This is a genomic window from Enterococcus faecalis (assembly GCF_029024925.1).
GTDB lineage: Bacteria > Bacillota > Bacilli > Lactobacillales > Enterococcaceae > Enterococcus > Enterococcus faecalis.
In genome coordinates, this window is record NZ_CP118962.1 from 2,095,907 (window position 1) to 2,109,182 (window position 13,276).

The window sequence follows — 13,276 nt, forward strand, 5'->3', positions numbered from 1 at the left end:
AATTATAACATAATTCTCAGTTAGATACATGATGATTTCAGAAAATTTCCTTTAAGAAATTTTCTAAAACCAAGCGATATATTAAGTAAGAAATCTCTTTATATAACAAGCTTATTTTATCAATACAACAACAAATACATTAAAAGACTTTTTCCTTATTTTCTGCTTTTAATTTTAAATAAAATAACAAACTATATCATTTTTTTGTCTCTTGATATTCTTTAATTACTTCTAAAAAGGCGGTGCCATATTTATCTAATTTATTTTGGCCGACCCCTTTTATTTGCAATAATTGAATCGTTGTTTGCGGTAATTTTTCACACATTTCTTTAAGTGTACTATCGGAAAAGACTACATATGGCGGCACGCCTGCCTCTTGAGCCATGTCCATACGTAATTCGCGTAATCGTTCAAACAAGGCATCATCCACTGCTACTTTTCGAACTTTTTGGTCTTCTTTTCGGAAGACTTTCCGTTCCCTTAAAAGCACCTGAACACCTTCTGTCGAGACTGATAACAACGGAAATTGCCCATCAGAAGGAATTAAATAACGTTCTGCTGTCAAATAATCAATCAGCTGTGTGACTTCTTTTTGTGTGCGACCTTTCATTAGTCCGTATGTTGGCAAACGATCAAAATGCCATTGATCAATTTTTTGATCTTTTGAACCAGTCAAGACTTTACCAACTAAGCCCTTACCGAAACGTTCTCCCATACGTTTTACACAAGACAAGACTTTTTGGGCATCGACCGTAATATCGACTAATTCTCGATTATCCAGACAATTCGAGCAGCGACCGCAGTCCGTCCCTTCTTCACCAAAATAGCGTAAAATATATTTTTGTAAACACATTTGTGCATTCGCATATTGTGACATTTCCCGTAATTTCAAGTACTCTTTCTGCTTATAATCAATGGTCATTTCAGATTGTTCAATAAAGTATTGTTGAATTTGCAAGTCTTGTGGAGCAAACATTAACACAGCATCACTAGGCAGACCGTCACGACCAGCTCGGCCCGCTTCTTGGTAATAAGATTCAATATTTCCTGGTACTTGTGCGTGAATGACAAAACGAACATTACTCTTATTAATCCCCATACCAAAGGCATTTGTTGCTACCATCACTTGCACTTGATCATACAAGAATGCTTCTTGATTTTCACTACGTAACTGTTCACTCATGCCCCCATGATACATCCCAGCTGCAATTTTTTTACTTTCTAATAAATGATAAATTCGTTCAACTTCCTTCCGCGTGCTTGCATAAATAATACCTGATTGCCCAGTATTCATCTTTAAATATTCCAAAAGAAAAACGTCTCTGTTTTGATCCTTCACGACTTGAAAAGATAAATTTTCTCGAGCGAATCCTGTTTTGATTTCATTTTCTGATGGAATTCTTAATTGCTTGACAATATCCTCCGCTACTTGTGGCGTTGCTGTAGCTGTTAGTGCAATCACAGTTGGTTGCTGTTGAAATTGATCGATAATCTCTGCTAAACGCAAATAGCTTGGACGAAAATCATGCCCCCATTGTGAAATACAGTGTGCCTCATCTACTGCCAATAAATCAATCGGTACATGTGTCAGCATCTGTTGAAAATCATAAGATTCTAATCGCTCTGGCGCAACATACAATAGCTTGATTTCTTTGTTAACCGCTAATTGAATACGATGATTCATTTCTTGATAGGAAATGGTACTATTGATATATGTAGCTGGAATCCCCATTAAATTCAGGGCATCTACTTGATCTTTCATTAAAGAAATTAATGGTGAAATCACCAATGTTAAATTATCCAAAAGTAAGGCTGGCAACTGATAACAAATTGATTTGCCTCCACCTGTTGGCATAATGCCTAAGACATTTTCTTGTCGCAATACATGACGAATAATCGTTTCTTGTCCTGGCCGAAAATCATCATAGCCAAATGTATCTTTTAATAATTCTTGTAATGCACTCATTTATTGCGCTCCAATCTTTGTTCTACAAGTCATTTTAACACGCTAATCTAACAGGAACAAGGTGTGTTAAAACAAGACACAATCGTGAAACACCAGTTAACGTGAAACATCAAAAAGAATGAAAAATTGTGAAAGCTTGCTATCAAAAGCTTTCAAAAATAGCGACATTTGCTTGTTGTGGATAACGAGTAGTTATCCACACATAAAAAAATAACCTTATCTTAAAATACGCATTAATTCGTTTTTGCCATCAAAAAAACCAACTATTTTCGTAGTAAAACGAGCATAGTTGGTTTAAATGTTTATTTGTAGAAAAATTATTCAGCTTTTTTCTTTTTCTTGCTTGCTTTTTCGCGTTCGTTTTTGTTAAGAATTTGTTTTCTTAAACGGATGCTTTCTGGTGTTACTTCACAGTATTCATCTTCATTCAAGAATTCTAATGATTCTTCTAACGTTAATTTTTTCGGTTTTTTAATGACTGATGTTTGGTCTTTCGTTGCCGAACGAACGTTAGTCATTTGTTTAGCTTTTGTGATGTTCACAGTTAAATCGTTGTCGCGGTTGTTTTCCCCAACAATCATTCCTTCGTAAACTTCTGTCGTTGGTTCAACGAAAACTGTACCACGTTCTTCAATACTCATGATTGAGTAAGTCGTTGCTTTACCAGTATCGATTGAAACTAATGCACCTTGATGACGGCCACCAATCGTTCCTTGAATCATTGGTAAGTATTGATCGAAGGTGTGGTTCATAATACCATAACCACGAGTCATTGATAAGAATTCTGTTGAATAACCAATTAAGCCACGAGCTGGTGCTAAGAAGATTAAACGCATTTGTCCGTTACCGGCATTAATCATATCTTGCATTTCGCCTTTACGTAAACTTAGGGATTCAATCACGCTACCCATGTATTCTTCAGGTGTGTCAATTTGAACACGTTCAAATGGTTCACATTTAACCCCATCAATTTCACGTTCAATAACTTCTGGACGAGAAACTTGTAATTCATAGCCTTCACGACGCATGTTTTCAATTAAAATTGATAAATGCAATTCGCCGCGGCCTGATACAGTCCAAGAATCTGGGCCAATTGGATCAACACGTAAAGATACGTCTGTTTGTAACTCAGCCATTAAACGTTCTTCGATTTTACGAGCGGTGATATATTTTCCTTCACGTCCCGCAAATGGAGAATTGTTAACTAAGAAAGTCATTTGTAAGGTTGGCTCATCAATGTGTAGAATTGGTAATGCTTCTTGATTGTGAACATCTACAACTGTTTCCCCAACGAAAATGTCTTCCATTCCAGAAACGGCAATTAAATCGCCCGCTTTTGCTTCATCAATTTCCACACGTTGTAGGCCAAAGAAACCTAAAATTTTCGTTACACGGAAATTTTTCACGCTGCCATCTAATTTCATCAACGCAACTTGGTCGCCGACTTTCATTGTGCCACGGAACACACGGCCAATCCCAATACGTCCAACGTAATCGTTGTAGTCTAGTAATGAGACTTGGAATTGAAGTGGTTCATCTGAATTGTCAACTGGAGCTGGCACATGTTCAATAATTTTATCAAAAATTGGGGCCATTGTTGGCTCTTGATCTGCTGGATCATCTGATTCACTTGAAGTTCCGTTTAAAGCAGAAGCATAAACAACTGGGAAATCTAATTGATCGTCGTCTGCGCCTAATTCGATGAATAACTCTAAAACTTCATCTACTACGTGTTCAGGACGAGCAGAAGGTTTGTCAATTTTGTTAACAACCACGATTGGTGTTACTTTTTGTTCTAATGCTTTTTTCAATACGAAACGTGTTTGAGGCATTGTTCCTTCATACGCATCGACAACTAAAACAACACCATCTACCATTTTCATGATACGTTCTACTTCACCACCGAAGTCCGCGTGTCCTGGTGTATCTAGAATGTTGATACGTGTACCGTTATAATCTACGGCTGTATTTTTTGCTAAGATAGTAATTCCACGTTCACTTTCAAGTGCATTGGAATCCATTGCACGTTCTTGTAATTGTGTGTGTCCATCTAAAGTGTCAGATTGTTTTAAAAGTTCATCTACTAAGGTTGTTTTACCATGGTCAACGTGGGCGATAATTGCCACGTTACGAATATCATCTCTGTATTTCAATTTAATTGCTCCTTATCTATATACGCTTATGTTACTTAAGTCCATAAAAGCCGACTGCTTATTATAGCAAACTTTTTTCATTAAAAAAAGGCTTTCGCCTGCAAAAATAATGAAAGTTTTAGAAATTATTCGGCTTTTTCTGAAAACAAGGACATTTTTTTACAAATCTTTCTCTTTTAAAAGAGGAAGAGCCTTACCTTTCAGCAACGCTCTTCTTTGATTATTCCGATTCATTTAAATACCGGGTAAATACTTCATCATAGGTTTCAGGAGTTGCTGCAATAAAGTATTCACGACCCGCAAAAGTTAATGGTTTTCCTGTAATACCAGAGTATTTAAACCCAAATTCTTCCAAAAGTACTAAGCCTGCTGCATAATCCCAAGGACTTAGATTAGATAAATAGCCATGATGGTTGCCTTTTAACATGGCAATAATTTCCAAACCTGCACAACCGCTAATACGCACGCCCATACTTGCTTGTCCGATTTCCGTTGCGTGATGAATATTTTTTCCATGCATGTAAGCATTCATGCCCCATAATCCATCTGCCAAGGCTTTCATAGTAGGCGCTTTTAATAATTGATTATTCCGATAAACGCCAAGCCCTTTGCCGCCCCAATAAAGTTCTTCTCGCATCACATCATAGATAAAACCTAATTTACCAATGCCGTCTTCATAAACAGCTAACATAATACAAAAATTTTCTCTTTCCATCACGAAATTCATTGTGCCATCAATCGGATCGATGATCCACACGCGACCAGCAAAACTTTTTAAAGTATTGTAGCCTTTTTCTTCCCCTAAAATTTGATCTTCGGGAAAATTTGTTTGAATTTTATTCATTAAAAATTCTTGGGTTTGTTCATCCATATTTGTCACTAAATCAGTGCGGCCATTTTTCTGTTGAACGGTTAACTCTGATTCCAAGTTCATTCGAATCACATCGGCTGCTTCAAAAAGCCAACTTTGAATTGTTTGAACAAATTTTTGCGTTTCAGTCATCTAATCATCCCCCAGCTTTAATTTACCGCTTCCCTGTTTTTTAGCTTGTTGAAGCGTACGATATAACGAATATCCTGAAGCATTTTCAAATTCACGACCTAAGCGTTTTTCTTCGCCGATACTTTTAACGACCGTTTTAAATTGTTGATAAGTTGTTAAAAATTTGTCAACAGGCAAGCCTGTTTCGTTGGCTTGCTCAACTGCTGTCCACATATTAGTGACAATCACCATTTCCTCTGTCGTCCAATCTAAATCTAATGGATATTGATAGTCTTTCATGTCTTCACCTCATCTTCTCTAGTTTAGCATATTTTCATAAAAAAACATCTTATTTACGTCGATTTTTTAATGCGTTAAAGAGAGGATATTCTGCTGTTCCTTTGCGATACAAACTTTGTTGTGAAGCATAAATACCGCTATTTCCTGAACACATAAAACTGATTAAGCAGACCATGAAAAAATAGACCGCCGCTTCACTACCAAATAGTTCAATGCCCATAATGAAGCAAGCAATCGGCGTATTCGTGGCGCCAGAAAAAACACCAATAAATCCTAAACCTGCTAAAAAAGGAATTGACAGATGTAACAAAGGGGCCAAAGAACTACCTAACGTAGCCCCAATTTCAAACAATGGCGTCACTTCTCCTCCTTGGAATCCGGCACCCAAGGATAACACCGTAAAGAATAATTTCCCAACAAAATCAAAAGGCTGCGCATTGCCTGCAAATGCATCTTCTAGTAAAGGTAAACTCAAGCCTAAATAACGTTGGTTGTTTAAGACGAGCACAAACAGAACGACAATGGACGCCCCAAGAAACGCACGAAGGTAGACATTAGCAAACCAATTTGCGTAGGTCTTTTTTAAAAAGACAATGGAACGACTAAAAACCCAACCTGCCAAACCAAAACAAATCGATGCCAAAAATAATTTTACAAATAGTTCAACCGACCAAGTCGGAATTTTGCCCATCGGATAATGCGTATGTGTTACACCAAAACTTTCAGTCACAAAATTAGCAAATAAGCCTGCAAAAAAACTTGGGAAAAGTGCCTCTGCACGAACTTTTCCAATCGCCAAAACTTCTAATCCGAAAACCGTTCCCGCTAATGGTGTGCCAAAAACAGAACTAAAACCTGCACTAATTCCGCTAATAATAATTACTTGTCGTTCCAAAGCGGACAGTTTAAAGACTTTTCCTACAGCATTTGCGATTGTGCCCCCCATTTGCACCGCCGTTCCTTCACGACCAACGGAACCACCAAATAAGTGCGTAGTAATCGTGCCAAACAATGTTAAAGGAATTAAGCGCAAGGGAATATCTTCTTCCCCACCATTGCCTTGTTCAATCACTAAGTTATTTCCTCGGCTAGCATTTTTCCCAAAACGCGTATAGAAATACGTAAAAACGACACCGCTAATGGGGAGGATAAAGAGTAACCAAGGATTTGCTAAACGAACATCTGTTACATAGGTGAGACTCTTTAAGAAAAAGGCGGATAACGCCCCCATAAATAAACCAATAATTGCGGTAATGAGCAACCATTTTGCCATATACCCGCCAATTGATAGTAGTTGCTTTGTTTCTTTTTTCACTTTACATGCTCCTTTACAATTTTCTTATCGCCAATCCTAGCGTACAGAAAAAGCCTACCAAAGGGTACACTTCTCCCGTTTGGTAGGCGTCATTAATTTATTCGTCCAATAAATAGTTCGTGGTGAACACCATCACCATGTTGCTATTAAACTATTAAAAATAATACCACGCAACTCTGGAAAGTGCAATAGAAGAATAACTCATTACCTTTAACAACCTTCACGTGTCTTTTTAGACACTAGTTCATTAAAAAAAATAACCATGATTTCTTCGCTTTCCAAATCTAACAACTTAGAAATCAATTTAATATCTGAAGCTTTAAATACAACCTCTCCTTTTAATTTCTTATAAATTGTTGAAGCTGAGATTGGTTGACCTGCAGCGGTCATTTCACTTGCTAACCATTCAACATTTTTCCCTTTTAATTTCAATTTTGAATGAATTAAATTTGATTCCATTTTACTCCCCCTTTTCACCCCTTTTAGTGTCTTATTAGACACTGGAAGTATATCATTTTGTGAAAAAACCGTCAATATATGCCTATTCAATAGTTATTTATCACTCTATGTATAGAGTAAAACATGTTTCTTTTGCGACACTTTTTGTGCTAGAATGTTTTTACGGAGGTGGTTTTTTGAAAGAGAATTTTTTGAAGCAAAAACGGATGGAGAAAAATCTTACATTAGAACAAGTTGGAAATTTTGTTGGTGTTGGAAAAAGTACCGTCAGGAAATGGGAAACTGGAATGATTGAAAATATGGGGAGGGATAAAATTGTCGCCTTATCTAAAGTTTTAGATGTATCACCTCTTGAAATCTTAGGTATTCCTGAAACGGAAGAAACGCCATTTGTTGTCCCGACCAATATTATGAATGTTTACAAACAATTGACAACTGAAAATCAAGAAGCAGTCTATCGATATGCTCAAAAGAAATTAACAGAACAAAATTACTTTTAATATTTATTTTAAATAGATGAATGCTAGACTTTTTAGTCAACGTCAAACAAAAAAAGCTTATCCTTACGGATAAGCTTTTTATTAGATTGACTGTTGGCCAAAATACTGACGCCATTTGGTTTTCATGGCTGTCGTCATCGGCAACGCCGCTTCTTTCACAGCACAATATTTGTCAACAAAGGTTACAATGTAACTTTCTTTGTATTTTGGTGGTGCAATAGTTGCACCCCACATATGTTTAATAATAATGTCTCGTTCTAAATCAGACAACTCTGTAATTTTTTCAGCATTTTTGGCTGCAATTCGTGGATGAACATAGGCATGAGAGCCTTCGTCAAACTTTGTTGTGCGCCAATCATAGTAAAACAAATCATGTAATAAACCGGCACGAGCTGTTGCACGAGCATTGCCGTTCCAACGCTTTGCTAATTTATAGCTATGATAGGAAACACTAATTGAATGTTCTAAACGAGTTGAATGCATATGTTGTGTGTATTCTGCTAATTTTTGGACTTCTTCGGTTGCTAATAAATCTTCTACATAAGAAAGATATTCTTCGTCTTCACGCCATTTTTCTGTCATATAATTGGGTGCCACCTTTTCTAATCCTTTTATAACTTGACTCGAGTATAGCACCCCAGCTATTTAATTACTATGAATTTCTCAATCTGTAACTTAACTTTAATATTTGCTTAATAAGTTTAGCGTTCAACGCAGTAAAATTTTCACAAAAACTTCTACATTTCTTCTGGTGCATGTAATCCTAGTAAACGTAAATCTTCTTTTAAAACAGTAGCTACTGCATAAACTAACGCTAAGCGTGCCTCTTTTTGATCATCTTCATCCAAAATCCGAACATGGGCATAATATTTATTGAACGCTTGTGCTAAATGAATGCTATGTTTCGCAATAACAGATGGTTCATATTTTTCAGCAGCTTGCATCACAGTTTCAGGGAATTTTTGTAACAACTTCACGACTTCCCAGCTATCCTTGTCATTTAGTGCATAACGTTGTGTAGCGTCTGGTGTAAAGTTTGCTTTACGTAAAATACTCATCGCACGAGCATGCGTATATTGAACATATGGCCCAGTTTCGCCTTCAAAACGAACAACTTCATCTAATACAAAATCGAAATTATTTAGACGATCATTTTTAAGGTCATGGAAAATAACTGCACCTACACCTACTTGTTTCGCCACTTCTTCACGATTTGCTAAGTCTGGATTTTTCTCGTTAATTTGATTTCCTGCTAAAGTAACTGCTTCATTCAATACTTCTTCTAATAAAACGATTTTCCCCTTACGTGTGGATAATTTTTTACCGCCTTGAGTAATTAAACCAAACGGAATGTGTTCCATATCATCTGACCAGTCAAACCCTAGTTCTTTCAAGACTGCTTTTAGTTGTTTGAAGTGATTGCTTTGTTCGTTACCGACTACATAAAGTGATTTGGCAAAATCATACGTCCGTTTACGGTAAAGCGCAGCCGCTAAATCCCGTGTGATATATAACGTCGCACCATCTGATTTACGAATAAGTGCTGGATTTAAATTATATTCTGTCAAATCAACAATTTCTGCACCTTGATTTTCTGTTAATAAATGTTTTTCTTCTAATAAAGTAACAATTTCATCCATTTTATCATTATAAAAGGCTTCGCCATTGTATGAATCAAATTCAACTTCTAACATGGAATAGATTTTATCAAATTCTTTTAGAGACTCGCTACGGAACCATTTCCATAATTCATTGGCTTCTTGGTCTCCTTCTTCTAATTTTTTAAACCAAGCACGTGCTTCGTCTTCTAATTCTGGTTTTTCTTCTGCTTCTTCATGAAATTGCACATATAAGCGCAATAATTCATTAATTGGTTGTTGGCGAACTGCTTCTTCAGAACCCCATTTTTTATAAGCTACAATTAACTTACCAAACTGTGTACCCCAGTCACCTAAGTGGTTAATCCGAATTGGCTGATACCCAATTTTTTCTAAAATAAAGGCAATTGAATTCCCGATTACCGTAGAACGTAAGTGTCCCATAGAAATTGGTTTAGCAATGTTTGGTGAAGACATATCAATAGGAACATTGCCATTATTGCCAAAGGTACTGTTTCCGTAGTTATTTTTTTCTTTGACTACTTCGCCAATGACAGCTTGACTGACTGCTTTTTTATTCATGAAGAAGTTTAAATAAGGTCCTACCACTTCAATTTTTTCAAAATTCGTGCCATCAATTTTTTCTGCTAATTCTGCTGCAATTTGTTGTGGTGCTTTACGATAAATTTTAGCTAATGAAAAGGCTGGAAAAGCCACATCTCCATGATCGACAGATTTAGGATTTTCCAATAATTGTTCGATTTGATCCATCGTTAATTCTTCATTTAAAACATCATGTAACGCTTTTGCTACGATTTCTTTGTTGTTCATAAGAACCCTCCTGATTAATTTGTAAGTATTAAAAAAACAAAAACGTCTCTGACAAAACAAAATAATTTGTTTTGTCAGAGACGAGAATTTACCCGCGGTACCACTCTAATTGTCTATACTACTTGGATAGACCTGCTTCATCGATAACGGTGATTGCCGTCTGCTTTCAGCAGAATTCTAAAAGTGCGCTTCCTCATTCCGATCACTCTTGGCTCCCACCTTCCCAAGATCGCTAAGCTGACGTTGAAATAAGTACTCTCTTTATCATTGAATGTCATTGTTAAACTGGCTTCATTATAGCAAATTTTTGTCTAGCTGGCTAGCCTTCTTCACTAATTGTCATAAAACTAACGCCAGGTTCTGCATTTAAGTTATACGAAGCAAAGTGATTCTTTTCAGCTTCGATAAAGGCGGCAGCGCCAATCATCGCCGCGTTATCCCCACAAAGTTTTAATGGCGGAATAAGTAATGTTACTGCTGGTAATTGTTCACTGATTGCATGTCTCATTGCTTCTCGTAATCCTTGATTCGCAGCAACGCCCCCAGCAATTAGCAATTGCTTAACAGGATATTCTTGACAAGCACGAATGGTTTTAGCCACTAATACTTCCACCACACTCGCCTGAAAACTTGCGGCTAAATCCTTTGTAGACAGTGCTTCACCACGTTGCTCTGCATTATGAACCGTGTTAATAAACGCACTTTTTAAGCCACTAAAACTAAAGTCATAGTTATCCTCTTTTAGCATCGCCCGTGGAAATTGATAGGTATCTGTACCTTCATGGGCCAAAGTATCAATCTCTTTACCACTAGGATAAGGCAACCCTAACACCCGTCCGACTTTATCATACGCTTCACCAGCTGCATCATCACGTGTTTCACCAACAATTTCGAAAGAGCCATCTTCTTTCATGTAGACCAATTCCGTATGTCCTCCACTAACGAGTAAGGCCATCAATGGAAATTCGAGCGGTGCCACAAAACGGGCAGCATAAATGTGTCCAGCCATATGATTGACTGGAATAAGTGGTAATTGGTGCGCCCAAGCAAATGCTTTTGCTGCAGAAAGTCCTATTAATAAAGCACCGACTAACCCAGGCCCATAGGTCACAGCAACGCCACTAAGCTCTTCTGGTGTGACTTTTGCTTCTGTTAATGCTTCTTCAATACAGATCGTCACTTGTTCAACATGATGACGACTCGCAACTTCCGGAACGACCCCACCAAAACGTTGATGGCTCTTAATTTGCGAAGCAACGATATTGGAAAGAATTTTGTCGCCATCTTCAATGACAGCCACACTTGTTTCATCACAGCTACTTTCCACAGCTAATAATAATTTACGTTCTTTTGTAAAAATTGTCATTGGGCTTCCTTCCTTAATTTCGCACACATTACAAAGGCATTTTCTTGAGGTTCTTTATAATAATTTTTTCGAACAGCTACTTTCCGAAAACCTGTTTTCTCATAAAGTTTTTGAGCTAATGTATTCGATTCTCTGACCTCTAAGAAAATTTGTGTAATGTCACGACTTTTAACATATTCTTTAAAAGCTTTCATTAATTGACAACCAATTCCTTGGTGTTGTTTCTGACCATTCACAACAACGTGACTAATTTCTGCTTCATCTAAAATAAAATGATAGGCAATATAGCCTAACCACTGGCCATTTTCAACTAAAAAAAGATATTCGCTATTTTCCTGAGCAAAATCTTCCGCGAATTGTGTTTCTGTCCAAGGGGAGCCAGTTGTATAAGAAGAATTACTAAAACGCCATAATTCTTCACCAATATTTGCTACAGATATTTCTTTTTTTGTTACTAACATTTTTTCTTCACTCTTCTTTTAAATCAATTATCATTTCTAGTGCGTCTTCATTATTTTCGTCATAATAGCCTTTTTTCACCGTCTGTGAGGCAAAGCCAATTTTTCGATACAAACGTTGGGCTTTAACATTACTCATTCGTACTTCTAGCGATAAGGTTTCACAACGATTTTTCTTGGCAAAAATTCGCGTTTCTTCTATTAAAGAACGACCTAAACCTAAGCCTTGGTATGCTGTGTGAACAGCGACATTCGTAATGTGTGCATCCGTTCCTTGAATCCGACAGCCAATAAAGCCAACTGTTTTCCCGTTAATTGCCGCTAACAAATAGAGATGCGGCGCTTTTGAGCCAAGTTCTGCCATGAAAGCAGACATCGTCCAAGGAAGTTCCCCAGCATAAACTTCGCGTTCAATTGCAAGTAAATCCTTAATATCTTGGTAAGTGATTTCACGCAATTGAAATTCTTGCTGGTTCATTGCAATGGTTTTAGTTATATACCGTTGCCGTCTTTTTGTAAAGTATTTTGTCACAAAATTAAAGTTTTTCCACATAGCTTTCTCCATTAGGCGTGTGTGTCTTCAACCAATTTTCTTCCGCTTCTACTTTTTTCAAATACGCAGGTAAGAACCCATGAACATTTTCAACAGGTTCAGCCACACTACCTAACGCAGCCAAAACTGCAGCATTAGGAATTTGCCATTGCGGGACATCACAAATTTCTCCATGAGGAATGATTTGAGCTATTTCTTCAGTGAATTTTTCAACATCTTCACCAACAAAAAAAAGATTTGGTTCATTTTTTAGTTGTTCTAATAACTCCCGCAGTGAAATATGTTGGTCCGGTAACTCATTTTGCCACACGCCATCGACAAACCGATAAGCACCAGCATAGACGTTTTTACGACGCGCATCAAAAAGAGGTACAACTAAACCGGTTTGTCCAACACAATTGGCAGCTAACGTTTGTAGACTGGAAATGCCTACTAGCTCTTTCTTTAAAGTATAGGCCAATGTTTTGGCAGTCGTCACGCCTAAACGTAAGCCAGTGTATGATCCAGGTCCTTCTGCTACGACAAAACGATCAATTGCCGTTGGCGCCAAGTTCAATTGACTCATCAAATAGTCAATTGCCGGCATTAATGTTAAGCTATGATTTCTTTTAACCGTTGCTGTATAACTTCCCAGAATTTTTTGATTTTCACACACAGCAATACTCAATGTTTGGTTAGATGTATCTATTGCTAAAATTCGCACACGAATCCCTTTCCTTCTACAATTTAGTCGCTTCATTGTAGCACACTTTCCTTTTTCTAAAAAGGGAAAACGAGGTTTCTTTTTACAGAAAC

General features: G+C 37.1%; 13 protein-coding genes, 1 riboswitch and 1 other annotated feature. Of the genes, 1 reads left to right on the forward strand and 12 read right to left on the reverse strand.

From position 1 onward, the window contains the following. Positions 1 to 196: 196 nt before the first annotated feature. The 6 genes from recQ to PYW42_RS10410 all read right to left on the reverse strand — a co-directional run bounded on the left by recQ (position 197) and on the right by PYW42_RS10410 (position 7,250). Complete coding sequence (gene recQ, locus PYW42_RS10385; RefSeq protein ID WP_002411096.1) at positions 197 to 1,966, reverse strand: DNA helicase RecQ; 1,770 nt, start codon at positions 1,964 to 1,966, stop codon at positions 197 to 199. Between the two features lie 317 nt (positions 1,967 to 2,283). Then, positions 2,284 to 4,119 carry a translational GTPase TypA gene (typA, locus tag PYW42_RS10390; protein ID WP_002356682.1) on the reverse strand — a complete coding sequence of 612 codons (1,836 nt, stop codon included), beginning with the start codon at positions 4,117 to 4,119 and terminating at the stop codon, positions 2,284 to 2,286. A 220-nt stretch (positions 4,120 to 4,339) separates the two neighbouring features. Then, a complete protein-coding gene (locus PYW42_RS10395; RefSeq protein ID WP_002379684.1) occupies positions 4,340 to 5,122 on the reverse strand; it encodes an inositol monophosphatase family protein in 783 nt (260 codons plus the stop codon). Next, positions 5,123 to 5,401 (reverse strand): UPF0223 family protein, encoded by a 279-nt coding sequence (locus tag PYW42_RS10400; protein WP_002356679.1) that lies wholly within the window; start codon positions 5,399 to 5,401, stop codon positions 5,123 to 5,125. Between the two features lie 49 nt (positions 5,402 to 5,450). Beyond that, a complete protein-coding gene (locus PYW42_RS10405; RefSeq protein ID WP_010816163.1) occupies positions 5,451 to 6,716 on the reverse strand; it encodes a voltage-gated chloride channel family protein in 1,266 nt (421 codons plus the stop codon). A gap of 76 nt (positions 6,717 to 6,792) precedes the next feature. Continuing rightward, a riboswitch (Fluoride riboswitch) is annotated at positions 6,793 to 6,862 on the reverse strand. A gap of 64 nt (positions 6,863 to 6,926) precedes the next feature. After that, a complete protein-coding gene (locus PYW42_RS10410; RefSeq protein ID WP_002384203.1) occupies positions 6,927 to 7,250 on the reverse strand; it encodes a hypothetical protein in 324 nt (107 codons plus the stop codon). A gap of 131 nt (positions 7,251 to 7,381) precedes the next feature. Between PYW42_RS10410 and PYW42_RS10415 the strand changes: the two genes are divergently transcribed. Further along, the gene (locus PYW42_RS10415) at positions 7,382 to 7,675 is read left to right on the forward strand and encodes a helix-turn-helix domain-containing protein (protein ID WP_048941565.1); all 294 of its coding nucleotides are present in this window, start codon (positions 7,382 to 7,384) and stop codon (positions 7,673 to 7,675) included. An 81-nt stretch (positions 7,676 to 7,756) separates the two neighbouring features. Here the strand turns inward: PYW42_RS10415 and PYW42_RS10420 are convergent, their stop codons facing one another. The 6 genes from PYW42_RS10420 to tsaB form a co-directional block, all read right to left on the reverse strand. Further along, positions 7,757 to 8,257, reverse strand: a complete 501-nt coding sequence (locus PYW42_RS10420) for an HD domain-containing protein (RefSeq protein WP_002356666.1) — start codon at positions 8,255 to 8,257, stop codon at positions 7,757 to 7,759. Between the two features lie 155 nt (positions 8,258 to 8,412). After that, positions 8,413 to 10,104 carry an arginine--tRNA ligase gene (gene argS, locus PYW42_RS10425; protein WP_002411093.1) on the reverse strand — a complete coding sequence of 564 codons (1,692 nt, stop codon included), beginning with the start codon at positions 10,102 to 10,104 and terminating at the stop codon, positions 8,413 to 8,415. Positions 10,105 to 10,177: 73 nt separating this feature from the next. Then, positions 10,178 to 10,381: a binding site (T-box leader), on the reverse strand. Between the two features lie 42 nt (positions 10,382 to 10,423). Continuing rightward, a complete protein-coding gene (tsaD, locus tag PYW42_RS10430; protein WP_002411092.1) occupies positions 10,424 to 11,470 on the reverse strand; it encodes a tRNA (adenosine(37)-N6)-threonylcarbamoyltransferase complex transferase subunit TsaD in 1,047 nt (348 codons plus the stop codon). Then, on the reverse strand, positions 11,467 to 11,931 hold the full coding sequence (gene rimI, locus PYW42_RS10435; RefSeq protein ID WP_002359702.1) for a ribosomal protein S18-alanine N-acetyltransferase: 465 nt from the start codon (positions 11,929 to 11,931) through the stop codon (positions 11,467 to 11,469). The genes tsaD and rimI (PYW42_RS10435) overlap by 4 nt, the downstream gene beginning before the upstream one ends. 7 nt (positions 11,932 to 11,938) lie before the next feature. Next, positions 11,939 to 12,493 carry a ribosomal protein S18-alanine N-acetyltransferase gene (gene rimI, locus PYW42_RS10440; protein WP_002384199.1) on the reverse strand — a complete coding sequence of 185 codons (555 nt, stop codon included), beginning with the start codon at positions 12,491 to 12,493 and terminating at the stop codon, positions 11,939 to 11,941. Further along, positions 12,465 to 13,184, reverse strand: coding sequence for a tRNA (adenosine(37)-N6)-threonylcarbamoyltransferase complex dimerization subunit type 1 TsaB (gene tsaB, locus PYW42_RS10445; protein ID WP_002362637.1), 720 nt, complete (start codon positions 13,182 to 13,184; stop codon positions 12,465 to 12,467). The genes rimI (PYW42_RS10440) and tsaB overlap by 29 nt, the downstream gene beginning before the upstream one ends. Positions 13,185 to 13,276 lie beyond the last annotated feature (92 nt).